19 protein-coding genes are annotated in these 24,714 nt (G+C 44.7%); 7 read left to right on the forward strand and 12 right to left on the reverse strand.

Annotation, left to right across the window (positions count from 1 at the left end; translation table 11 throughout):
* Positions 1–49: 49 nt before the first annotated feature.
* On the forward strand, positions 50–511 hold the full coding sequence (locus LBPC_RS09980) for a hypothetical protein (RefSeq protein ID WP_003566313.1): 462 nt from the start codon (positions 50–52) through the stop codon (positions 509–511).
* 111 nt (positions 512–622) lie between these two features.
* Here LBPC_RS09980 and LBPC_RS09985 read toward each other — a convergent pair whose 3' ends face one another.
* The gene (locus LBPC_RS09985) at positions 623–1,975 is read right to left on the reverse strand and encodes an Nramp family divalent metal transporter (RefSeq protein ID WP_003575726.1); all 1,353 of its coding nucleotides are present in this window, start codon (positions 1,973–1,975) and stop codon (positions 623–625) included.
* A complete protein-coding gene (gene hemH / locus LBPC_RS09990) occupies positions 1,962–2,927 on the reverse strand; it encodes a ferrochelatase (RefSeq protein ID WP_004561994.1) in 966 nt (321 codons plus the stop codon). The genes LBPC_RS09985 and hemH overlap by 14 nt, the downstream gene beginning before the upstream one ends.
* Positions 2,928–3,084: 157 nt before the next feature.
* Between hemH and LBPC_RS09995 the strand changes: the two genes are divergently transcribed.
* Entirely contained in the window at positions 3,085–3,744 is a 660-nt protein-coding gene (locus LBPC_RS09995) for a histidine phosphatase family protein (protein ID WP_003566320.1), read from the forward strand.
* A gap of 350 nt (positions 3,745–4,094) precedes the next feature.
* Here the strand turns inward: LBPC_RS09995 and LBPC_RS10000 are convergent, their stop codons facing one another.
* Together LBPC_RS10000 and LBPC_RS10005 are read right to left on the reverse strand one after the other, a co-directional pair.
* Positions 4,095–5,903, reverse strand: coding sequence for an FtsX-like permease family protein (locus tag LBPC_RS10000; RefSeq protein WP_003585113.1), 1,809 nt, complete (start codon positions 5,901–5,903; stop codon positions 4,095–4,097).
* Positions 5,904–5,915: 12 nt separating this feature from the next.
* The gene (locus LBPC_RS10005; RefSeq protein WP_003566323.1) at positions 5,916–6,674 is read right to left on the reverse strand and encodes an ABC transporter ATP-binding protein; all 759 of its coding nucleotides are present in this window, start codon (positions 6,672–6,674) and stop codon (positions 5,916–5,918) included.
* 300 nt (positions 6,675–6,974) lie between these two features.
* Between LBPC_RS10005 and LBPC_RS10010 the strand changes: the two genes are divergently transcribed.
* The 3 genes from LBPC_RS10010 (at position 6,975) to hflX (ending at position 11,080) form a co-directional block, all read left to right on the forward strand.
* On the forward strand, positions 6,975–8,630 hold the full coding sequence (locus tag LBPC_RS10010; RefSeq protein ID WP_004561992.1) for an APC family permease: 1,656 nt from the start codon (positions 6,975–6,977) through the stop codon (positions 8,628–8,630).
* A 135-nt stretch (positions 8,631–8,765) separates the two neighbouring features.
* Positions 8,766–9,647 carry a diacylglycerol/lipid kinase family protein gene (locus LBPC_RS10015; protein WP_003566327.1) on the forward strand — a complete coding sequence of 294 codons (882 nt, stop codon included), beginning with the start codon at positions 8,766–8,768 and terminating at the stop codon, positions 9,645–9,647.
* Between the two features lie 137 nt (positions 9,648–9,784).
* Positions 9,785–11,080 carry a GTPase HflX gene (hflX, locus tag LBPC_RS10020; RefSeq protein WP_003595494.1) on the forward strand — a complete coding sequence of 432 codons (1,296 nt, stop codon included), beginning with the start codon at positions 9,785–9,787 and terminating at the stop codon, positions 11,078–11,080.
* A gap of 137 nt (positions 11,081–11,217) precedes the next feature.
* Here the strand turns inward: hflX and LBPC_RS10025 are convergent, their stop codons facing one another.
* The 8 genes from LBPC_RS10025 to LBPC_RS10060 form a co-directional block, all read right to left on the reverse strand.
* Positions 11,218–12,216 (reverse strand): polysaccharide deacetylase family protein, encoded by a 999-nt coding sequence (locus tag LBPC_RS10025; RefSeq protein WP_003602834.1) that lies wholly within the window; start codon positions 12,214–12,216, stop codon positions 11,218–11,220.
* Positions 12,217–12,525: 309 nt separating this feature from the next.
* Complete coding sequence (locus LBPC_RS10030) at positions 12,526–14,850, reverse strand: sulfatase-like hydrolase/transferase (RefSeq protein WP_004561991.1); 2,325 nt, start codon at positions 14,848–14,850, stop codon at positions 12,526–12,528.
* A gap of 287 nt (positions 14,851–15,137) precedes the next feature.
* Positions 15,138–16,187: an EpsG family protein gene (locus LBPC_RS10035; RefSeq protein WP_016365443.1), complete on the reverse strand. Its 1,050-nt coding sequence runs from the start codon at positions 16,185–16,187 to the stop codon at positions 15,138–15,140.
* A 77-nt stretch (positions 16,188–16,264) separates the two neighbouring features.
* Positions 16,265–16,900 (reverse strand): CpsD/CapB family tyrosine-protein kinase, encoded by a 636-nt coding sequence (locus tag LBPC_RS10040; RefSeq protein ID WP_003602839.1) that lies wholly within the window; start codon positions 16,898–16,900, stop codon positions 16,265–16,267.
* Between the two features lie 57 nt (positions 16,901–16,957).
* Positions 16,958–17,650, reverse strand: a complete 693-nt coding sequence (locus tag LBPC_RS10045) for a YveK family protein (RefSeq protein WP_004561989.1) — start codon at positions 17,648–17,650, stop codon at positions 16,958–16,960.
* Positions 17,651–17,893: 243 nt separating this feature from the next.
* A complete protein-coding gene (gene wzx / locus LBPC_RS10050) occupies positions 17,894–19,333 on the reverse strand; it encodes an O-unit flippase-like protein (RefSeq protein ID WP_016365444.1) in 1,440 nt (479 codons plus the stop codon).
* 14 nt (positions 19,334–19,347) lie between these two features.
* A complete protein-coding gene (locus LBPC_RS10055) occupies positions 19,348–20,484 on the reverse strand; it encodes a glycosyltransferase (RefSeq protein ID WP_003592233.1) in 1,137 nt (378 codons plus the stop codon).
* A gap of 54 nt (positions 20,485–20,538) precedes the next feature.
* The gene (locus tag LBPC_RS10060; protein ID WP_004561986.1) at positions 20,539–21,504 is read right to left on the reverse strand and encodes a glycosyltransferase family 2 protein; all 966 of its coding nucleotides are present in this window, start codon (positions 21,502–21,504) and stop codon (positions 20,539–20,541) included.
* A gap of 246 nt (positions 21,505–21,750) precedes the next feature.
* Between LBPC_RS10060 and LBPC_RS10065 the strand changes: the two genes are divergently transcribed.
* Both LBPC_RS10065 and LBPC_RS10070 read left to right on the forward strand, forming a co-directional pair.
* The gene (locus LBPC_RS10065; protein ID WP_004561985.1) at positions 21,751–22,740 is read left to right on the forward strand and encodes an IS30 family transposase; all 990 of its coding nucleotides are present in this window, start codon (positions 21,751–21,753) and stop codon (positions 22,738–22,740) included.
* 280 nt (positions 22,741–23,020) lie between these two features.
* On the forward strand, positions 23,021–24,694 hold the full coding sequence (locus tag LBPC_RS10070) for a glycosyltransferase family protein (protein WP_004559524.1): 1,674 nt from the start codon (positions 23,021–23,023) through the stop codon (positions 24,692–24,694).
* Positions 24,695–24,714: the final 20 nt, after the last annotated feature.

Here is a 24,714-nt window from a genome sequence, read left to right on the forward strand (position 1 = left end):
AACGCGCAGCAGTTAGCGACGCGTTTTTCTGACGAAGGAGTATGAAAGCATGGCTTATACAGTTGATTTTAAAACGGTCAGCACCATTGGTCTTGAAAGCTCGCCTGTTGCTGCAGCATTGGCAGGATTGCGCGCAAATGAAGCGCGTTACATCTGGAATAAGTATAAGGAACCTTATATCACTTATCCGGCTGCCGAAAAACCTGACAGTCTCGCGTGGGTTAATGAAATTCTTGCCGAACGCGACTTGCAAATTTCCGCCAAGCCCTTGGAAGTCAGCGATTTGAACTTACCGGATTTGCACTGGGTTGAGGTTTACTATCAAGACGGATTAGCCATCAACGTGATGTATAGCCTGTCCGACCCCAAAAAACGCGCGGTTGGCTTTAAACTTAGCGATGGCATGGCGGTGCCGACTGAGCTTGAAGGCAAGTTTAAATTTGCCCGGCAAAAGTCGAAGCTTGCTGGCACCATTCGGGGGTCTTTTTTCGTCATCAAGGGCAGCTATTGAAAAAAGACAACTTTTTAACTTGATAAGCTTACACATACAAAAGACGGCCACGGTGATGTTCCTCAATAATGGAGGTATGACATCACCGTGGCCATTTTTGCGTATAATCGTTTAAACAAAGACTGAAATGGCCAGCTGAATATTTAGAACGGTGATCACACCCGTCAGAAAATAGCCGACCCACCGCACGAGTTGCGAATTAACGTGGATACCCATCAAATCACGCCGATTCGTCAAGGCCACCAACGGGAAAAGCGTAAATGGCAAGGCAATGCTCAATGACACCTGTGCATAGACAATAACTTGCTCAAAGTTGTGTTCGCTAAAACCGATCATGAAGCCAATCACCATGATGGGAATGAGCGTCACAAGCCGCGTCAGCAACCTCCGCTCCCACAATGGCATGCGAATGTTCAGATAACCTTCCATCACAATTTGCCCTGCTAAGGTGCTTGCAATCGAGCTAATCAAGCCCGTGATGAGCAACGCAAATGCGAATAATGTACTCATTAACGGACTAGCCAGCCCGCCAACAATCATCGGATTTTTCAACCCATTATAGACACCTTGAAAAGCCGTCACATGGCCGCCCACGCCATAAAACAGCGCTGCCCCAAGAATCAATAGCAAGGCATTAATCAGAAAAGCGGCGACTAGATGCACATTGGAATCCCACTTACCAAACCGCAGTGCCTCGGTCACCTGTGCCGGAATATGCTCGTCGTATTTGCGACTCTGGGCTAGTGAAGAGTGCAGGTAAATGTTATGTGGCATGATCGTGGCGCCCATGATGCCGAGACTGAGCAGTAACATGCCATGATTCGTCAGGATGTCCGTATGTGGCACAAAACCGCCAGCAATCCCGCCAATTGACGGATCGGCTCGCGCAACTTCAATGCCGAAAATGATGCCGACTGTGAGAATCGATACCAGCACAATCAACTCAATTCGGCGAATGCCAAATCGTAAGAATAATAAAACAACCAGCACATCAGCGATGGTTAGGAGCATTCCCCACATCAGAGGCAGGCCAAACAGCAGTTTTAGCGCAATCGCCGTCCCCACAACGCCAGTCATATCCGTGGCCATCATAGCTGCCTCATTGATCAACCATAAGCAGATGCGGCTCCAGTGCGGAATAAATGCGGCAATTGCTTGGGCCAGATCTAATCGTGCGACCACGCCAAGTTTAATCGCCAGCGTTTGCATGAACATGGCCACCAAAATCGACATCAAGAGTACCGATAGCAAGGCGTAGTGATACCGACTGCCACCTTCAAGTGCCGTTAGCCAGTTACCCGGATCCATATAACCAACAGCAACCAAGGCACCCGGCCCGCTGTATGCCAGAAACTTCTGAAAAAACGAAGATTCATAAACACTCGGCACCTGCACGCTGCGGTTAATGTCATCAAGACTGCGTTTTTCGCGTTGCACTGTTAAGCGTTCATCAGGCCTTGCCATGGTTCGCCTCCGCCGCAATCTTATCCTCAGCCAACTTAGCTAAAAAGTCACAAAACGGCTCGCAACCATTCATCGGTCGGACAGTCGCAAAGTTTTTGCCGCCATTAGCACGAAATGTTTGATAATTCTGGACATTATTTTCTTCCAGTGTTTCCAAACAATCAGCCACAAAACTTGGGGTTGCCACTAACACATTGCGCTTACCCAAAGCAGCCAGTTCCATTAACCGATTGCGTAAATATGGTTTCAACCAAGGAACCGGGCCAAACTTTGACTGATAACACATCTCAACCTTAGTCTGGGGCACTTTCTTAAGATACTGCTTCACACCTGCTGTGGTCGTTTCACATTCCTGTTGATACGGATCACCATGCCGCACCATCGCTGTCGGAATGCCATGATAGCTCAGAATAACGGTATCATACGCCCCCGCTTCATAAGCATCGTCGATCTGTTGTGCAAGAATCTTTTGATAGTCTGAATGATCATAAAAACGGTCAATAACCACGGTCTTCACGCCTGAAGCCGCGACCTTATCCAAAATAGTCTTCGTCGTACTTTGCGTGTATTCAGGAAACAGCGGAATCACCACAATCGGCGCATCACCACGCGTTGCCATCGTCTGCAGCGTTTCGCCAATCGGATACTCGCCGCCATAGTTCATCGCCATCTGCACATCCCAGTCAGGCAGCCGCTCGCGAAGCCGATCCCGGGTCACCTGCGTATAGGCAATCAATGGCGAGCCAGCTTGGGTCCACTCATGCTTATAGAAAGTTGCCGACCGCCAGCTGCGAAAGGGTAAAATAAAACCGCGCAAAATCGGTTGCCACAGGGCTTTAGGCATTGTGATGACGTTCTGATCACTCAGAAACTCCCGTAAATACCGCCGTACATCCTTTGTCTCCGGCGAAACCGGCGATCCCAAATTAACAATCAACAACCCTTTTGCCATCCTGCTACCTCCGCATGTGATTCACTGAATAATTAAAGAATAGCACACGTTAGGACTGATTGCGGCGTTGTTCAAGATGCTCTTTAAGCATAACCACCATGCTTTTCTATGCTAAACTAGTCTTAGCAATTAACTTCCGAGGAGGCAGATGAATACAATGAAAGGCATCACAGTCTATCTGGTGCGCCATGGTCAGACATGGTTCAACCATTTTAATAAAATGCAGGGTTGGTGTGACTCGCCATTAACCGATAATGGGATTAAAGATGGTACTAAAACGGGTGTCATTCTACGCAACGTGGCCTTCACACACGCTTATTGCAGCGACACCATGCGAGCTACTCGCACGGCCGATCTGATTCTCAGCAAAAACGTCACTGGCAAGATTCCGCTAACCGTCACCCAATACTTTCGCGAACAATTTTATGGCTATTTTGAGGGTGAAGATTCTAGCAAAACTTGGTATGAAGTCGGCTTCCCGCATGGTGCCAAGACCTATCCAGAAATTTTGGAAAAATATGGGGTTGACGCCTCAAAAGACTTCATGCACGATGCTGATCCTTTCCACGAAGCCGAAGATGCGCGCACTTACTGGACTCGGCTGATGAAAGGCTTCCGCCAGTTGCGGGCCGAAAACCATGAAGGTGATAAAGTCCTGATGGTCAGCCACGGCACGACCATTCGCAGCATCGTCGATAAGTTCGGCAAAAATGATGGGTATGTGGTCACCGATTCGCCTCGCAACGGCTCCATCAGTAAAATTCTTTTAACTGATGAAGGCATTAAAGTATTGAGTTATAACGAGTTTGAAGCATAGTTTGTCCAAACCGAACCTTTTGCCACTTTTGTATTGTCGAGCAAATAAAAATGCCCTTTCAGACAAAACCAGTCTCTAAGGGCATTTTTATGTTGTTCATCTGTCAATAGATGTCTGCACACGACGTTTTAGCCGGTTAACTTTATGCGTTCAAACCTGCTATTTTTCAAGAAAACAAAGATGGTAGGCTCAACCTTCTTGCCGTGCCAAACTCCGGTCTTTAAAATCACAATAATAATCCATGAACAGGTAAAAGCGAACAACTTCCCGATATTAGGAAAATTGTTCGCTTTTAATTGTCAGCTGAGAATTATGTTCCAGCCTATAGTGCGACCTAAAGGATCTTTTCTTTAGGCTTTTTCCGCTAAGTTCTTATTGATCACAATGCTCTGGTACATCCAAACTGTCGCCAGATAATAGAGTGCATACAGAACGATGAACAAACCGAATGGTAACGCAAGATGCCCGTATGGTGCGCGCAACATGGTCTTAAAAAGCTGAAGGCCAAACAAGACGTGGATAATGCCAACGAAACCTGGGAGTAAGAACAAGGCTCCGATTTCTTGCCGAATTGAGCGTCGCAATGCACGCGGTCGTGCCCCGATTTTCTGCAACATCAGATAACGACTCTTGTCATAATTGGCCCCAGATAGAATCTTGAACATCAGCGTCGAAGCTAACATGCCGAGGAAAGCAATGCCGAGGAAGAAGCCCATAAAGGCGAGGCCAGAGAACATGCTGTTCACTAGCGCATAAATCATAAACTTCTGATCGCCGTTACTGCTCCATAATCGCGGATATTGCTTGCTTTGCAGCTCGACAATTTTCTGAATCGTGTCGTAGTTTTGACCGAAATCCTTAACTTTAAACGTGGTCAAAGTTTCTGCATTCCCGAGCTTCGCGAAGGTCGCGGCATCTGCGACTTTCATTTGTTTACCTCGATTATTGCCGATAAAAATACCAAAAGAACTTGGGTAACGTTCAGTCATTTCCGCAAAGTTGCGGCTCGTGACTTTAATATTCGGCGTATCAAGTCCTCCGTCATTCGCTTTGATTTCAAGCGGATGGGCATCGAGAGCTTGCTGGCTGATGTAAACCGTTTTGGCATCCGATTTAATCGTATAGTCTTGCTTAGCAGTGACATCCTGCAACCGACTGATTTGCGCACGAGTCGCAGCATTTGGCGAGGCAACTGTTAAATCGTAGGCGGTCGCCTGACTCGCCAAATCCGGAATATCATGCGTAAAGCCAAGGCCAACAGTAATCGCTCCTAAAGCTAAAGCAAACAGCATGGCAACCACGGATAAAATCCGCGTATAGTCCCGAATCCGGAAACTCAACTGCGACAAGGTAAACGTGTGCAACTGTTTGGCCGCAAACTTGTGGTTTCGCTTCAATAAGCCAATCAGCGCGACAAAGACTGAGTTAAACAGGAAATAGGTTCCTAGAACAATGGTAACCAAGGCCAATGGAATCGCCATAATCCCGATTTTGGCGATGGCATACATGCTGTAATAGCCAACCGCAAGCAAAATCAGTCCCAAGACAATCTGTAAGACGAAAATCCCTTTGCGTTGTTTGATTCGATTTGGTGTCTGCGCTTGATGCAACAACCTTAACATTGGGGTTTTCAATAGCTTTCCAGCATTATAGAACGCCGACAGAATGAATAAGACAATGAAGAAACCTAATGTCCACAATACGGCTGGTAGCCAAAACGCTGAGAAGCCAGTTGCCGGCGCATGTAGGGTGTTAATGAGCCATTGTCCCACAAAGGTTGTGCCGACCATCCCGACCAAAATACCGGCAACTGTTGCTAAAAGACCAATTGCCACGGTTTCAAGGAAAATCAGTTGCGCAATCTTTCGCCCTTTTGCACCGAGCATCATAAACATCGCATAGTCGCGTTGGCGCATGCTAAGTAGAAAACTATTGGCATAAACGATATAAACCAATGTGATAATGGCCAGTAGCACCGCACCGAAACCAAAAATAAATGGTGTAAAGCCAATCGGTGAATTTTTCTTTAAAAAGCTTGTGTTTGTGGCAAGTGACATGAACATGTAGAAAACGGCGCTGGCGATAACCAGACCGGAGAATAAAACCGCATAGTCGCGGAAGCGGTTCTTCAGGCCGCCGAGTGCAAGTTTCGTTAACATAGACGACGCCCCTTACTTTTGAAATGTGCCGAGTGTGTCAAGAATCTCCTGATAGAAGGCTTCCTGACTCTTATCACCATGGACCAGCTCGGAACCGATTTGCCCATCTTTAATGAACAAAATACGGCTGGCATAACTAGCCGAAAACGGATCGTGGGTGACCAACAAGATAGAGACATCCTGTTCCTTATTCAACTGTTCCATGGTATCCAATAACTCACGGGCTGACTTGGAATCCAAAGCACCCGTCGGCTCATCCCCGAACAGGATATCTGGCTTCTGCACCAATGCCCGGGCAGCGGCAACTCGTTGTTTTTGACCACCAGATAACTCCGTTGGATAGTGGTCGAGCACTTCATTGATTCCTAATGTTTGGGCAATGCTATCAACAGCCGCCGCCTGCTTCTTCGCACTCACATTTTGCAACGCGAGCGGTAGGGCAATATTTTCGCGGCCAGTTAGGTTCTCCAACAAATTAAAATCTTGGAAAATGAAACCGATTTTTTTAGCTCGAAAATCTGATAAGGCATCTCCTTTTAATTTTGTGACGTCAGCACCTTTGATCAAAACGGAGCCAGAAGTCGGTGTATCTAACGTACTAAGGATATTAAGCAAGGTCGTTTTCCCTGAACCTGATGCGCCCATGATGCCGACGAATTCACCGGGTTGTACTTCGAAACTGACACCTTTCAATGCGGGTGTTTGTTTTTCCCCTTTTTTACCATAGGTTTTCGTAACGTTGTCAACAGTTACGACAGGTTGCTTGTCCATAATAGACCTCCATTTGTATCTTTGTGTTTTGTTTACAAACTTTATGATAGCGGGTTAGGCTGCCTTTTTCCTGATAATGGCCTAACGGATGGTTGTTTGTAACTTACGGCTTTGTAAGCTGCTTTAGTCTTTCTTTACCTTTTGCCGCAAAACCGCTGCAATCCCTGATATAATCACTAATGGCTTTTGAAAATATACATGAAAGTTGGATCGCAGTGGGAAAACTCCGTAATAAGGCGCCGGGGATGAGTTTAAAAACCAGTCGTTTTTAAACCTTCAGATATTTAAGGAGCCTTTTATATGAATGAATTAGATAAACCACAGAAACAATATATTCCTTGGGTAGTTGTCGGCCTCATGGACTTTGTCACAGTCATTGGGTTCGATGACATCATTTATAACTTCCAGAATCAAGGACTGGTCGCCTTCACCAGTTGGATCATCATGACTTTCTTCTATGTGATTCCTTACAACCTGATTGTCGCGCACATGGGCTCGACTTTTTCCGAGCATGGCGGTGGCATCACCAGCTGGATGCGTGAAACCAACGGCGACACTGTCGGCTACTATGCGGCTTGGTTCTACTGGATTACCGGCCTGCCCTACGTCGTCGATGTCGCCAACTCTGTCGTCATCTCATTTGGCTGGATCGCAAATGGCAATGGCAACATTCAAGCCAACCTTGGCAATGCTTGGTTTGGAATTCTGACCGCCGTCATTTTCGTCATCTTCATCTGGCTTCAGCATTTCTTCAAAAACAAAAGTCTGGAAATCATGTCAACGATCGGCGGTGGCGCGATGTTTATCATGACCGTTCTCTTCGTGGTGATGACCTTTGTCGGTTTGTCCAAAGGTGCACCAATTGCCACGCGACCCTTTGATTTCAAAGCTTTTATTCCCAAAGATTTCTTCTCACTTAGTTTCTTATCAACTTTCGGCCTGTTCGTTTTTGCGATGAATGGCTCCGAGCTTGCAGCGCCATACACCAAAGACATGCGTCATCCAGCCCGCGACTTCCCCAAGGCATTGAAAATGATTGCCATCATGACCATGTTTCTCACATTATTCGGCACTTTCTCGCTCGGCGTTTATTTCAACGCTCATCACTTGCCGAATGACTTGAAAATGAATGGTTCCTATTATGCTTTTCAGGCAATCGGTCGCCAGTTTGGATTAGGTAACAGCCTGATGTATCTTTTCGCTGTTGTCCAAGGCATCTACATGTTGGCCCAACTAGCTGTTATTCTTGACGCTTCAACCCGCGTCTTTCTATCTGACGTCGCCAAACGCTTTATGCCACGGCAATTAACGAAAATGAATGAAGACGGCTTGCCAATCAACGGCTATTGGATGACCACGATCCTTTGTGCTTTGATCATGGCGTTAGGTGCTTTGCTACCAAAAATCAACGACATCTTTAATTGGTTGTTGAACCTCAATGGCATTGTCAGCCCGTTGTCAACCTGCTTCCTTTTCTGGTCTTACACCATGGTTCGCTTACATCAGGATCGCTTCCCGACGCCAGCCTATACTTATCTAAAAAATCGGAAGGTTGGCTTATTCGTTGGGATCTGGATGTTGGGGATTACGTTCCTGCTTGGCACGCTTGGCTTCTTCCCGACAGATGCGACTGCGGAGACGTTCGCTTTAATGCTGGTTTTAAACATTGTCGTTCCGATTGGCATGGTGGCCCTTGGTGTTTTGATGCCATGGATCGCCCAACGTCAACGAAAAGCGAGAAACGGTCTAGCATTTGGCAGAACAACTTGGCTCGGCTTCACCGTGATCATTTTGCTCGGATTGGTCAGTGCCGCCACATATGGCATGCATGTCAACCTGCTCAATCATCTCAATCCAATCTTGCAATGGAGCATCATTTTTGTCGTTGATCTCGTCATCATTGGTGTCGTCGCCAAAGTCACCGCCAACGGCCGCCGTCAAATTAACACTGACTAACCGTTTTTAAATTGAATCGTCACTAGCTGCGACCGTCAAAATCATACAAGCGGTCGTCTTTTTATCCTTAAAATTATCACCGGCCAGCATGTGCTATCGTTCACCGTGATAAACTAGTTAATAGGAGGTGCCGCCATGCTCAGCTATACGATTATCTACAACCCGGCGTCCGGGCATTCTAAAGGACCAACTGCTGCCGAACAACTCAAAACGAAACTGGAAGATCGCCAGCATCAGGTCACGATGGCGCCAACCAAAAGTGCCGATGACGCGCGCGAGTTCGCCTATCACGCCCAAGCAGACATTGTGGTGGCTGTCGGTGGTGACGGCACCATCAATCAAGTTGTCGCTGGTCTCGCACCGCGCAAAAATCCGCCACTGTTGGCCATTTTGCCTGAAGGAACCGTTAATAATCTCGCCAAGGTTTTGCATATTCCGTTACTGTTGCCGTTAGCCATCAAAAACATTCTTGAAGCTGCCCCACAGCCACTCGACGTTGCTCAGGTCAATAATCACTACATGGTCAGCACGTTGACCCTCGGTGTTTTAGCAAATGCGGCTTTATCCGTGACCCAGAAAGAAAAACAGCACTTCGGCCCGATCATCTACCTCATGAAGGGCTTTAAAGTTCTGGCTCAACATCAACATTGGATCCTGCAGTTGGATAGCGCCGATGGTAAGTGGCAAAAAGACACGCAGTTCCTATTAATCACAATGACAAACTCAGTCGGCGGCTTCACCAACGCCGTCCCTGACGCTGCCCCTGATGATGGTCGGCTGCACGTTTTCCTCGCCCCCAAACTGACCTTGTGGCGATCACTACTAGCAATCCCGTACTTCATCACCGGCAACTTCCAAAAACTGCCCGGTATGACCTACTTTGCAACCAAAGAGTTGACCATCAAAACACCGAAAACCTTACAAAGCAGGATTGACGGCGATCCTAGTACCAAAACGCCATTGACGCTGAAGGTGATTAGCGATCATATTCAGGTCCTGGCACCGAATGTTGGGTAGATTTGGGCTACCGTGTTACACTTGGTCCAATGAATCGAAAGGGGTGAATCGCCATGCGGTTACGTCAGGCGCGCCATGAATGATGATCTGCTAGCACCGATCCGCGGCGACCAAGCCCGGATCAATGAAAGGAATTTATGACTGAACAATTATCCAATGAACCTCAATCAGAAAATGTTTTAATTACCGGTATCTCGCGTCAGCAGCCCGACTTTGATTACACCATGACCGAACTCGGCGAACTTGCCAAAGCGGATAACTACACCGTCGTCGGCGAGGTCCGCCAAAGTCTCGATCGCGCCGCAGCCGCCACCTATTTTGGCAGTGGCAAAGTCGATGAGATTCGCGAACTTGCTGACGTCAAAAACGCAACGACTATCATCATCAACGATGAACTGTCGCCATCACAACTCCGCAATCTCGAAAAGCAAACCAAACTGCACGTGATTGATCGAACCCAGCTAATCCTAGATATCTTCGCTGATCGTGCCCGTAGCAAGGCAGCCAAAACCCAAGTTGAAATTGCCCAACTGCAATACGCCTTACCACGGCTGCATCCCAGCGCCAACCGGCTTGATCAGCAGGTTGGTGGTGGTGCTGGTTTTGCCACACGTGGTTCAGGGGAAACGCAACTTGAACTTGATCGACGGGTTCTCAACAAGCGGATCAGCCATCTGCGTCGCGAACTCAAAGACGCGAGTGTTGGTGATCAGGTCCGCCGCGCCCGGCGCGAAGGTAATGACATCCCCGTCGTTGCACTAGTCGGTTACACCAACGCTGGCAAAAGCACCACGATGAATGGCTTACTCAATCTTTTTGCCGACCGTCCGGAAGACAAACAAGTTTTTGAAAAAGACATGCTCTTTGCCACCTTGGACACCAGTGTCCGGCAACTCACCTTGCCAGACAATCGCAAGTTCCTGCTCAGCGACACAGTCGGCTTCGTCTCAAAACTGCCACATAATTTGATTGACAGTTTCAAAGCCACCCTCGCTGAAGCAGCCAACGCCGATCTTTTGATTCAAGTCGTGGACTACTCCGACGAAAACTATCCGGAAATGATGGCTATCACTGAAAAGACGTTGAAAGAAGTCGGCATCGAAAATATTCCGATGATCGAAGCTTACAACAAAGCCGATTTGCGTGAAGGCACCCGCTATCCTGAAGTCACTGGCCAACGCATCGTGTATTCCGCCCGTGATAAAAACTCGTTGGAAGCCCTGACCCGTCTGATCAAAGCCGACATCTTCGGCCAAGACGAAGAACACACCTACCTGATCCCATTTGATCAAGGTCAACTCGTCAGTTATCTGAATCAGGAAACTGTCGTCAAGGCCACTGACTACCGCGAAGATGGCACGCTTATTACCGCTGTCGTCAACCCAGCACAAAAAGGTAAGTTGGCCCGATTCGCTGTAAAAGAAGAAGTTTAACCCCTTTTCGCTGGGAAAGCACAAAAGAAGAGCACCAACGGCAATCAGCTTGCCGTTGGTGCTCTTTTCTTTTTGTCTAGGTTGCTCTGGTTAGACGCACCACTAGCTGTCCGGCAAAGAAACGCCTGTCAGGGTCTTTATTCCAAAACGCCAAATTTATAACCATTGTCACGATAATACTGAATGATCCGCGGCAACGTTTTAACCGTCAGATCCTTACCAAGGGCATCATGCATTAAGACAACTCGCACGTTACTGGCCGGATAGACATTCAGGGAACGTAGATGGTATTGCAGCATCGCATCCTCAGTCTTCGGCTCCTGCGCCGGACTAAGTGCATCGCCGACTGCCGCATCCCAATCAATCCAATCGAGACCAAGCCGACTAAGCGCGACGTCTGCGGCAGCCAAGCCCTTCCAGCTAAAATGACCACCCGGATATCGCCAAATATGACTGCGAAAATCCGATCCCAAAACCTGTTGGACAGCGGCTTGGGCACTCTTCGCCTCATTCTCGATTACTGCCGTGGCTCCCACCCGACTAGGATAAAGCAAACTATAATCGTGCGTCATGCTATGTAATCCAATTGCATGCCCAGCATCATATTCCGCCTTAAGAACCGGCGCTGTCTCTGGACTGACCTGCTTGCCAACGACGAAAAAAGTCCCATGAACGCCAGCCTGACTGAGAATATCCAAAACCTTAGGCGAATTAACCGTATTCGGACCATCATCGAAAGTTAAAAATACCACCTTCTCTTTAATTGGACTTGTATACGGTGCATCCATCTCTTGTTTGACTTGGGCAACTGGATAAGCATATTGATTGGCCTCAGCAATATGATTTTGGCCCACCTGTGCCGCTTTCGACTGCGCCTCTTCCCTAGAAGCCTCCGCTGCTGCCCGTCGCCGAGATGACACAGCCGCAACATGCCGTTTTGATGCCTTCCTCGCCGCGTGCCGCCGCGAAGAAGCCACAGCCGCCTCATGCTCACTCACCGACTTCGCGTGCGTCTTGCTTGCTGCCATGGCCGCTGCGTGTCGGTCTGCGTATAGCTTAACTGAAAAGATGGCGATTACGATTAGGAAAACGCCTAATGTAACAGCCCACCATTGCCACCTGAATTTGCTCTTCATCAAATAACCTCATTCGTTGTTTCGTACACATGCAGTATTAAAAGTAACATAAATGTACCTCAAAACGATATTCTTTTTAACTCGGTGAATTGTGCTCATCAGACACATACCGCGCGTACGGCTATCCAGTGCCAGACAAACGCCACAGCCCGCAATCGATTATGCCAATTTTTTGCAAAAAAAGAAAGGTTACCCAATGAGGTTTACCTTTCTATCGATTGCTATTATTCACTACAGGGTCGGTAATCACTGTTTGCCGCGGCCATCACAGGCAATTGCCGCGTCTTCATCAACCGGTAAAATGATACTTCACTTTAAGTCCTTCTGATTCATCAAATAATTTGACTTCAAATAATACTCGATATCATCATAAGTTTTAATGGCCTTTTCGGTTTTCTTTGCCGGTTTTGTCGTCAAGGCACCATTAATCATATAATGGTTCTTCGTGCCAAAGACGGGTACTTGTTGTTCAAGCTTCTGCAGTACTTGCATAAACTGAGATCCTTGCCATCCCGCATGGGTAAAAATCTCAGGTAGCATATACATAGGACTCATTGTCGGGCCTGTGCCGCTGAAATCGGTAGTCAATAATTTTTTTGCAGCTTGATTAGACCAAATGACATACGGCGTGTTGTAGTAGTTCTCATACCCTTCGTGGGTCGATTGTTTCAAGTTAATCCCCAACATCTTGTACGTTGAGTTCTTGTCGCCTCCCCAAGGGTTATGGTCACCCCAAAAAGCTAAGACCACTGGTTCATCAAGCTGATCCAACTCATTTTTAAGTTCTAGCAAAGCATCCGAGGTTTCCTTAATGCCCGTCAAATAGTTGTTAATAATCGCATAGTCCTTCTTGTTATAACCCTTTTTCCAAGGAAGTAGCGCCTCACCATCAAACGCTGTGTCGTAAGGTCCATGATTTTGCATCGTGACTGTTTGATTAAAAAATTGTTTACCACTAGCATTCACCTGTTTTAATTGTTTAACAAGGTCTTTAAAAACCAAGGTATCAGGCACGACGTCAGCATCACTAACATGTTGATTATAGTAGTTGTCTCTAAACAGAGTTTTCTGGAAACCCAAGTACCGATCAATATTTTGCCGATTATAAAACCATGCATCACCTGGATGCATGAATCGCGTGACATAGTTTTGCTCATTGAAATAATGGACAAAAGAGTTAGTCATGCCATTAATCGGACTCATATCGGAAAAGCCAGTTAAAACCTTACGCTCGGTGTCAATTGTACCGCCACCAAAAATCGTAGTTGTTAATTGTCCTGCCATCCCTTCAGAAGCAACCTCATGCAAACCTGCATAGACAGAAGGATCAATATCTAAATCAGACCACTTTGAAAAGTCCTGAAAAGCCTCAAGCTGAACGGTGATGATATTAATACGTTTGTCAGCGGGAATACTTTGATATTGATATTTATTTAAAGCTTCCTTAGCATTGTCAGCACTGTAGTTGTCTGGTGGCACTAACCAATCATTCTTGACTGAATGAATAAACGCAAACATGTAACCATTCACAACGTAACGATCAGCATCAGGTCCCCAAGGGTCATCATTAGCTAAAACATAGTGATCGTCAACGAGATAGTAACGACTAAGGCCATATGCTGACCCAAGCAATAAAAGAAAGACCATGACTAACCGAACGTTCAATCGCGCTGATACCGGTTTCAAAAAAAGGGTGATAATGACCGTTAATAACAACAAACTGCCAATTACAAATAAATATTTGGCTGGCGGGACATAACTATACCGTGCACCCATATTACTTGCCTCAGATGCCAAGGAAATGTCAGCAAAGTCAAATGGGTAATCACGGTACTGCAACATAAAATAATTCACCATTGCGACAATGATTGCCGGAATCTGGCCGACAAAAACGGCTAACATCATTCGGTTAAAAAGTGCATAGGCGATCAGCATGATGACAAAAATCGGCATGAAATTGAGTAAAAGTAACGTTGGACTCGTGAAAACCATCTTGGTCAGTTTCAAATCATACGCTGCTGATGACATGTAAATCGTTGCAACGCCAGTAATAATGGCCAGCACAGCCAGCACAACAATATTTCTTGTGACTAACCCACACTGGTGCCAACGATACTGTCTAAAACTAGTAAAGAATTTACGATTAGCATAGATTTTTGTAACAGGTTGTAACTGTGTACCTCGAACAATTTGTCGGTAAAAATGCGGGGATACAACAAGGGAATCAGTCCGCAAATAAGTTATCTTTTCAGCAAGTGGGCGCGCTGCTGGTAAAGGATAACCTTGCTCATCTAAATCTAAGCCAATATGCCTCCCCCCTGATAGTAGCCAGTCCAAAAGCTTGTCGGGTATCGGGGCCACAATCCATGTGTCAGACTTGACCTTGTGATGAGATTTTTTTACGAGTCGCTGGCCAAGTCGTCGCCATTTCGATTCATTGATTGGTTGTTTGAATAACCATTGCCAGTATCTAGCTTGAAAGGTCGTTATATCAATACGTTTGAACCTAAACAACAGCCAAGCATAGCCCATTGGAAAGATGATCCAAATTTGCCAAGGTCTATACCGCAAATAAAACAGTAGAAGCGTAGCATTAAAATTTTGCCGGTTAAATCGAGTATCAATATCAATCACTTACATTGCCTCCCAAACGGTGCCATGACCATCCCCCAATGGACATTTTTCGTACAGCCAAAAATTATTAATTTAATGCTCAAAATATTGAATAATTTTAAGCATATCATGATCCCTTGACAAACAAAACCGTTAACTGCTTAACTGTCATATTAGTTAAAAAAATTAAAACAAACGGGCTACTTACCTGGCTTCACTGTAAAAACGGCCGGTCTCCCAGATCGAGAGGCCGGCCGTTATTTTCGTGAGCGTTAAGCTTCACAGGTAGTATGCTCTGTCCTCAAACTTTAAAAAGCCATTTGATATGGAACAAAGGTTTTGTATGCTCCACTAATCAAGAAAATCAAGACAAAGATCACTGCACAAACCCCGACCATCGACAACGTCCGTGTCTTTTTTGGCATAATCGAGAAGACGATTGTTGGCAAGACAATGGTCTCTGTTGTTGTCGCGATAGTTGACAGACGGCCACCAATCGTCGACAGTTGCGACAATGACAATAATGTCAACGTGGCAAATAAGTATACAACCATCAAAAACTTGAACTTTTCCGATCCACCAATCAAGGCATTCGAAACCATACCACGGTTTAAAATGTAAAAGCCTGTGATGCAAATGATAACCTGCATCGACGTTACCGGATCAAACAAACCTGAAGACAAATAACTAGCATTAGTCACATATGGTGCATATCGAGGCAAGGTATGGACAATGATCACGCTTAGAATCTTCGGAGCCACAAACCCGACAGCTGCACCAAAAACTAAAAAGCCTAGTACCCATTTAAAATTAATTCTTCTAAAAAGCAGCCAAAATGGATAGATCAGCAAAAAGAACAACGCGGAAACGTGGATTGTGGCCGATAGACCAACAATCACCAAGAATGGTAACGGCTTCTCATCATAGACAAATTTTAACGCTAACATGCATGTCACACATACAAGCGATGCGCGAATTTGCCCCATATCGCGCATAAAGAAAAAACGACTCAAGTAATACGCGATCGGAATGATAGCTGGACGAAAATATTCCTTGGCAAAGAAATAAAAAAGTGTCAGCGTGACAACCGCCCATGCCAAGAGAAAAATCCAAAACGGTGCGTGAATCCAATTAAACAAATTTCGTAAAAATAGAAACCCTGGCTCAACCTGTCCTGCCGAATAGTCACCCGCGTATATTGTCTTGTAAGGGAGAAAATCATTACCCGTTTCATACCGCAACCCGGCTACGAGCGCGAGTATGATGACACCCAACCAAGCCCAGATCGATGACATGGTCACACGCCCGAGTAACATGAAGATCATCATAATTGCAAAGAGCCCTAGATAAAAAACCACGACATCATTCTCCTATTACCCGTCATGAGACGACTCCTAAAAATAGTCATCAAAGTAAATCTCATCTAATTTGATGCTTACGCTTGATTTAAAACCGTACCGACAAGTTCCGCATTCAAGTCGCGAACTTGCGCAATTGTTTGTTTAACCAACCGTTTCGAAGGACCATCTGCTTTGGCAACGACAATCACACCCGATGCCAGTTCCGCAATCAATCCTGCTTCGCTCGCATCAGCCATGGCCGGTCCATCAATCACAATGATGTCAAATTTGGTCTTAACTTGTTGCAGAAATTCCTCGAATGCTGCACTTGCTAAGAGCTGTGCCGGATCCGCCAAAGATTCGCCAGCAACGGCAACGGCCAGTCGGTTGATTTTGGTATCAACGACTAGCTTGTCGACATCAACACTCTCGGGAGCCACGTCAACTAACGATGCTAGCCCATCTTGGCCCTTTAGATCAAATACCGACGCCAAGATCGGGCGATGGAGATTACCTTCAACCAGAAGCGTCCGTTTACCTTCAGTTGCGAAGCTCGCTGCTAAATTAGCTGCAACATAAGACTTACCCTCCCCCGACGTTGCCGACGTCATTAACAAGACAGGAACGTCATCGCGGCTCACTTGCAAGGCAATATTATTTCTTAAAGTGCGGAACTCTTGTCCCGAAACCGATTCATCACTAATAAATTGATGCGTATTTGCGTTTGTCATGGAAAACTCCTCTTAATTTGTTCAACAAAACCAAATCAAACCACATTAGCGGGCAGATTAGAGTTTCTTAAGTGTAATAACCCCAAGAACAGGTGCATTAGCGATTTGCCCCAATGTTTCTTTTGTCTTAATTGTAGCCTTTTTGATTTCTCTAAGGACAATCCAAGCAAGACCAATTAAGAATCCTACAACGGCACCAAGAACAATGATGAACATCGGTTTAGTACTTGTTGCTGCCGAACTGGGTGTTGCCTGTGCCAGAATTGTCACTGTGTCATTGTGATTGGTAATAGCAGAGATAGTCTTTTGAAAAGCAGCGGCCATTTCGTTAGCAATCAGTGCCGCATCCTTGCTGTATTTAGCAGTCGCATGAATCGAAAAAGCACGGGAATTATCTTCATTGTCAACTTTAACTTGCTTTTGCAAATCACCACTGCTGATGTTCAGGTTGTCCTTTTTCAATAGTTGGGCTGAGGCTTCATCAAAGACAGCAGATGTTTTAAACAAGGACTTGCTGGTTGCCAACAATTCAGAATCATACTGATTTTGATTCAACATCTGATTGACTGATTCAGTATTATTTTTCTGCTGATTAACAACAGTGAGTGCCGTCGAAGAATAAGCTGGTTTCATGACTCCATATGCAAAACCGGCTGCCACAGCAGCACCCAACAATAATGTGCAGAGAGCGAGCCACCAGCTCCTACGAAGTGATACCATCAATTCTTTCATGCTCAGTAAGTTTTCCATGATTCCTCCATCATTAACACGATTTCTTAAATTCACAAACAGTGTCCGACTCAGCAGACCCTATCGTCAAAACAACATTGCAATGTGTCTAATGTACCACAATATTTCCAGAGATCAGCCAGCTCAAGAAATAAAGACATCTGCCTTACAAACCCTTCTCAAGTTATCTTCTCGGTTGATCGGTCGCTTAGAATTTTCTTAGCGACCATCCGCGTTTTTATGATACCGCAAAGAATGCGGAAGTCATACGTTTGAGCCGGATTTAAAGAAATTTGCAAAAGTTTTCCCCCAAGCAATGGTGCCATTTTTGATGGAAGAGAACAATGAACTGTGGATCATCTTGTAATAATAAGATGGCCAACGCCAATTGTTATACACACCTTGAACCAAGATCGGAAAGAACAAGAGAAAATACATATTGCCGTCTGTCAGTTCAAGCCCGAGCCAAAGTCCCAACAGATTGGTGCCTGCAGAAATCAGGAACGCTTTGGTATATGGAATGATGTTTGCATTCGCAATATAGGATGCGTGCACAGAATGCTGCTGATAGAGGAAATAGTACAAAAGCAGCGGCAAGAAGACCTGAAATGTCGGCACAGATGCAGGCTTGATCAACTTCAACAGTGGGAAAATGACCAGCAATGTCCCCACAACCGCAATGACGAACAACCAAACATAGGCGGCAACCGCTTTAGAGGTCTTGTCCCTAATGGAATCAAAGTCTTGTTTGACAAAGTTTGACTGCAAGATCGGATTATAAGCCCCATTGATAGCCGATGCCGCGGTGCCAATAGCAGAAGCGAACTGAACACCCACTGAATAGACGCCGGTCACTGATAATGGCAAGAAAGCACCGGCCATCAGAGACATGCCTTGTGACGTCACATAGTTAGACATACTAACCAGCCCATCACGCCAAGTATTAGGCCAGATAAACAAAAACACATCTTTTATTTCTTTCCAATTCATTGGCGATTTCAAGGCGTCGCGGTGCGCACGAACTTCTTCGTCTTGCCAATAAAAGTGATTACAAATTGTCCGGAAAATGATGCCGTACATCACCAAACCAATAACCGGAGCTAGAATTGAAGGATAGAGCAGAAAACCGCCAAAAGTTAGCAGAATTTGTAATGAACGTGAAAACACTTGTGCTTTATTGACAGAATCAATCTTGCCTGACCCACGGAGCAACGCTGAAAAATAGCCAAAATAGAGGTTCAGAAACAACGAGAAACAGAATACAAGCCAGGTCCACTTATATTCAGCCGCGGGCAATTTGCTAAAAACAAAGGCGTTCATATAAATGGTCCCGAAAATACCGACCAAGATAACTGCCACCAGCGCCAAAATCATGTAAATGGCGCGCGCCGCGTGAATCGTTGATGCCAATAAATGGTAGTTCACAGCGGTATGATCATGTTCTTGATCAACTCCGCGCGACTTCAACGTTTTTGCTCCTGACCAGATGTAAGCAATGTTTCGAGCAAAAGCTGGATCAAAGCCAAAATCAAATAGCGCAATCAAGCCGTTGATACTTAAAATCAAATACCAATATCCGATTTCTTGAGAACTCAAGAAATGAAAAATAATTGGTAGCAAGATAAAATTGCTCGCCATCGAAAAAATAGTCCCTGCATAACTCCAGACAATGCTTTTTCTGGTTACTTCAAACCGATTTCGCAACTCATTTCCTCGTTTCACTTGACTTCAAAGCTTTGATAAATATCGCGCAACCGCTGTTGCATTAACGACCATGAAAATTCCTTTTGATAAATTTGCCGCATCAAGGTTGCCTCTTTAGCCCAGTTTTGACGCTTATCAATAAGACGTTGCAGTCCATCAGCTATATCTGCTTCAGAAGTGCCACAGACAGCACCGAAACCATACTTAATCAGCCAATCAGACATGCCAGACTTTTCGATCATGAGCAATGGCTTGCCAAGTTCCATAGCTTCAAAAAACTTGTTAGGTGAAGCATATAAGTGGTTTTTTAGCACAGGATCATATAACGCCACCAGAATATCAGCTGTTTTTTCAATACCATTTACCTGATCATAAGGCACAACGCCAAGATATTGGATGCGCGGATCACGTTTACCCGCATCAGCAAACATATCCTGATACTGGCCTTGACCAGCAACCGTGAGTGACAACGCCGATTTTTTTTCAACGGCTCCTAACAGCTCTGGCAAACAACGATATGGACTTAACCCACCAATATAAACAATCTTAAAATCTTTCTGCGTCGGGTCAAAGGCTTCTGCATTAGTAGCAACTGGACTATCCAATGGCGAATTATAAATGACTGCCAAATGTTGCGGCTTAGCTGGTTCTATTTGACGACGACGATCTTCAGAACAGATAAGCGTCCAATCAGCAGTGGCCATGGTGACATTCTCCCAATGAACGACCATTTTACGATACCATTCCGGATAATTTCGGGTATCAGGTGCGTAATCAAAGATATCATAAACCAGTTTGGTTTTGGTCTTCTTGGCAACCTTTGACGTGATATAACCCGTATGCACATTACATGCTTGAACCGCATCGTATTCATGCAAGTGCTTGCTCAACCAACGATAGAGAAAAGCTTCAAAACGCATAAAAGCAAAAACTTTAAAATATTTAAAAGAATATGAAATCTTAATGCCGGTAAAGATCGCCTTCAATGTCTGGCCGTCAAAGTCAAACGTATCTGTCGTCATTCGTCCATGCGGATCTTCACGCCAGCCAAGAATTGTGACATCATGACCAGCAGCCTGCAAAGTTGCACTCTCTTTTAACAATCTTGAATCATCATCGACATGACCAGTCGATACAAATAGAATCTTCATGGTTCCTCCCAGTTTATTGAGCATGATCGTTAAGACACGCCAATCCCAGTCCAACTAATAGACATACTTCAGCAAGAACGGCAGTACTTCTAAAATTCGAAGTTTGTAGAGCATGATTTTGACCATCAACTTCTTATCTTTTCGATACGCCACGAGTTGCTTAAACGAATATTGCCGCATCCTTTGACGAATCTGCTTTTTTATCTCAGGGTCTTTCGGACCAGCAAGATTTTGGAAGAAGATCGACAAGCGTCTCCTTAGCACATACTCATTGATATCACGATTCGAAGCAAGCCCACTCTGCCTTAATTGACGTTCAATCTGATCAACAACTTTGGCGTAGTCAGTCAGCTTCTTAGTATCAACTTGATGAACGGTCGAGTCATTATTCTGATAGTAATAATACAGGACTTCGTGCAATCTATAAATATGCTTTGACCGTAATAGAATCGGCACAAAAAAAGCCAAGTCTTCAGCAAAGCTACAATCAGGAAAAATGTCCGACCCAATCAAGTCGCGTGCAAAAACCTTATTATGAGGAAAGCCGCCAACAACATCCCGCGAACTGCCTAACATTTCATGAAGAATCTCTGGCAATTCTACTTTTTGACTTTTAACGTTAATTTGAGCATTGGTCTGAGGCAGCGGTGCTCCTTGCTCAAGAGGCTGGTAGTTAAAAATAAAAAGATCGAAGTCAATTGTCGTCACAATCTGGAGAATCCTTAAAAGTGCATCACTCCGAACCGCATCATCGGCATCAATAAACCAAATATATTTTCCTTTTGCCAGCGCAAGGCCAGCATTTCGGGCACTTGCAACACCACTTTGCTTCTCAAAGACCACTTTCGTATGTGGCTGAGCTGCCCGATAAGCCTGGATAATTTTAACACTACCGTCAGTCGACCCATTATCAACTAGAATCAACTCTACGCTCGGCGGAATCACGCCGATACTTTTCAACAGTCTCTCTAAATAAGCTTCACCGTTATATATAGGTATAATAATACTCAGCTGATACATACTGCCTCCTGATGAAGATACTATCGATTGAAGAATTCGTTTTGAGATGAACACAATGATTGCCCTTCGCAAAACATGAAGGTCGTCAGAATTTTTAAAGACCAGACTTCAAACGTCAACAACCAATCTGATTTTAAATCGCTTGAATTTACACTTTAAGTGCAACACTAATTAAATAAAGAATGGCCCATGGCCAAATTTCTGTAAAATGATGTTTGCGAAAACAATCATGAAAGGAATTTAGCCATGGATCACTACAAGCATATTACCATAGATGAACGGGAAACTATCTTTTTAATGAGGAATCATGGAAACTCACTTCGTGAGATTGCCAGCCATATCAAGAAAAGTTACTCAACCATTTCTCGAGAATTAAGCCGTAATTCTACTGGTAAATCCTATTCACCTTCGAAGGCTCAGGAGAAGTACAAACAGCGCAAAGGCAACTGTGGCAGAGTCTCTCTTTTGAGTAATCCTCAGGTGTTTGAAGTGGTGAGAGAACACTTCTGCGAAGACCTTTGGTCTCCGGAGGAAATATCGAATCGCTTGGCAGTCGAAAAGTATCCGGTGCAGATCAGTACCACGACTATTTACCGTGGGATTTTCAATGGCTTATTTGATAATTTGTTTAAATCTGGCAGCTCTAGTGCCGTGCGCCATCTAAGGCATCACGGCAAGTCTCGCCACAATAAAGCTTATCAAGAAAAGCGAGGCAAGATTCCAATCCCCAACAAGATTCATGATCGTCCGCGAGAAGCTGACAACCGTGTAGAAATTGGTCACTGGGAAGGTGATACCGTGTTAGGCAAAAGCGGAAAGGCTTGTGTCGTTACATTGGTTGATCGAAAATCTCGTTACCTGCTTATTGGTAAAGCTGCTAAAAGAACTTCAGAAGCAGTCACGGATACTTTGAGCGACTTAATGAAGCTATGGCCTGGTAGATCGTTAACGATTACCCCGGATAGGGGTAAAGAGTTTGCCAAAGTTCAATGTTTAACTGATAAGTTTGGTACGCCCTTCTACTTTCCCGATCCTCACTCTCCTTGGCAACGAGGAACTAACGAAAATACTAACGGCTTGCTTCGCGAATATTTGCCAAAAGGAACTGACCTTGATTCAATTACTGACCGCCGGATACAAGCATATGCAGAACAAATGAATAATCGTCCCCGTAAATGTCTCGGATGGAAAACGCCTTATGAAATATTCTTTAATGTAGTGTTGCACTTAATTTGACAATTCAAGCGTCTTAAAAAAGAACATTGCCGTCTGTTCACATTGAAAGCATTATACCATAGCACCAACCAAGAACTTAGTCGGTCTAAATATGTGATGATGGCAGTAACTTCTGACTTTAACAAACAAGCATATTCGTCTATATGTTAAACTGTTTTGACGATATTTTTTTAAGAGAAATGCGTGGATTCGTGGCTGTTTTTCAGTGAGAAAATCGCAAGATAGCTTAAAATAGTCAACATGGGGAATAAGGACTAGTTAAATTGGGGGCATATACTTAATGAGCATTAACAGAACCAAATTACTCAAAACAAGCATCATCATCGTAATACTAGGTCTGATCAGTTTTTTAAATATCCTACCACTACTAAATTTCAACTTTGCAACATCGTATATGGGTGATGATTTCTTTTTCCATGTTCAAAGGGTTTTGGCACTGGACAATATCTTTAAAAGCCCAGTGAATTTTGATGTTTTCGCACATACTGCCACAATGGCAAACATATTTTATCCTTGGGAAACAGTCTATCCGCTTTACCTGATCTATCACACAACCGGTGACTTTATTTTTAGTTATAAGCTCTTCTACTTTCTAATAACATTCTTGACAGCAATCTTGGCTTATTGGTGTTTGTTCAAAATTTCGAATAATACCTTCAGTGCATTTTGCTTCGCGGCACTTTACGTTTTCTCGTTTTACCGAAGTACCAATTTCTTTGTACGCTCTGCATTAGGTGAAGCAGTCAGCATGACCTTTCTGCCGCTGGTTCTGCTAGGACTATACTATATTCTTTTTGATGACTACAATAAATGGCGATCTCTCAGTGTAGGTATGACTTTGATTACCTATTCGCATACACTCTCACTTTTCATGACCAGCATCTTGATTGTTGTTGGCTTCATGGTTAGCTTGGGTTTTTTAGATCAACGAAAAGCCCGTATTAAATCGCTTTTTACAGCGGGTTTTTGGACCGTGATTTTATGCTCCCCTTACTTATTTTTGGTAATTAATACCAGCTTAAACAATAAGCTTTACTTAAACTGGCAACCCGCCTTGCATGGGCTGCCGTTGACCGACTGGCTGATGAATTCGCTAGGTAATCGTATGTACCCAAATCTCAACGTCAGAAGTAGTTTAGGGGCTTCTGTCGTGATCGCTGGTGTCTTAGCCCTTATGTTGTTCATCATCGTGAAACGATCCCGAACAGCTTTTAGCACATTCTGTCTATGGGGTGGTTTGGGAATCATGCTTATCTCAACGTCCCTTTTCCCTTGGTTTCTAACGAACAACACCATCTTCGGCAGAATTCAATTTGTGTGGCGGTTAAATGCCTACATATCGCTTCTCTTGCTTGCAAGTTTTAGTCTCATTCTTGGGATCGTGATTCGGAAAAATGTTTTGTTGAAATCCGTTTTCTTATTAGCACTTATCGCAGGATTGACAATTGGTAATACAACGGCGCTTGCCACTTTTACGGCTGCCAAAGCTGAAAAGACCCCTCGAGAAGGAACACTTGTCAAAAATGTTAAAAATATTTTTTATGGTGACTATACGCCAGAGCAAGTCCAGAGCAAGAAAAATCTTCAACAAATTTTACAAAAGCAGTTCTTCCTAAACGCGCAGCAAATTAACCCGGTCTATCACTTCACTGACAATGACTTTACTGTACAAGTTGATAACTCAACGCAATCACACGCAAGACTGACAATCCCGGTATTCTGGTATGCGAGTCAGGTCGTAACGGTTAACCAAAAGCCGGTTCATTCAAAAATCTCGAAAACAGGTGCAACCCTTGTTACGATCCCCAAAGGCAGCTCAGTGATCTCTGTCTCATATCAATATCCCAAGTCAGTTGTTGTTTTTATTGTGATAGCTTGCTTTGGACTAGCAGCCATTTTTATGCCATTGATCTTTCGCAACACAGGCTCGGCAAAAGTTACAAAAACTGACTAACCTTCTCATGACGTCCAAAG

It is taken from the genome of Lacticaseibacillus paracasei subsp. paracasei (assembly GCF_000829035.1).
Lineage (GTDB): Bacteria > Bacillota > Bacilli > Lactobacillales > Lactobacillaceae > Lacticaseibacillus > Lacticaseibacillus paracasei.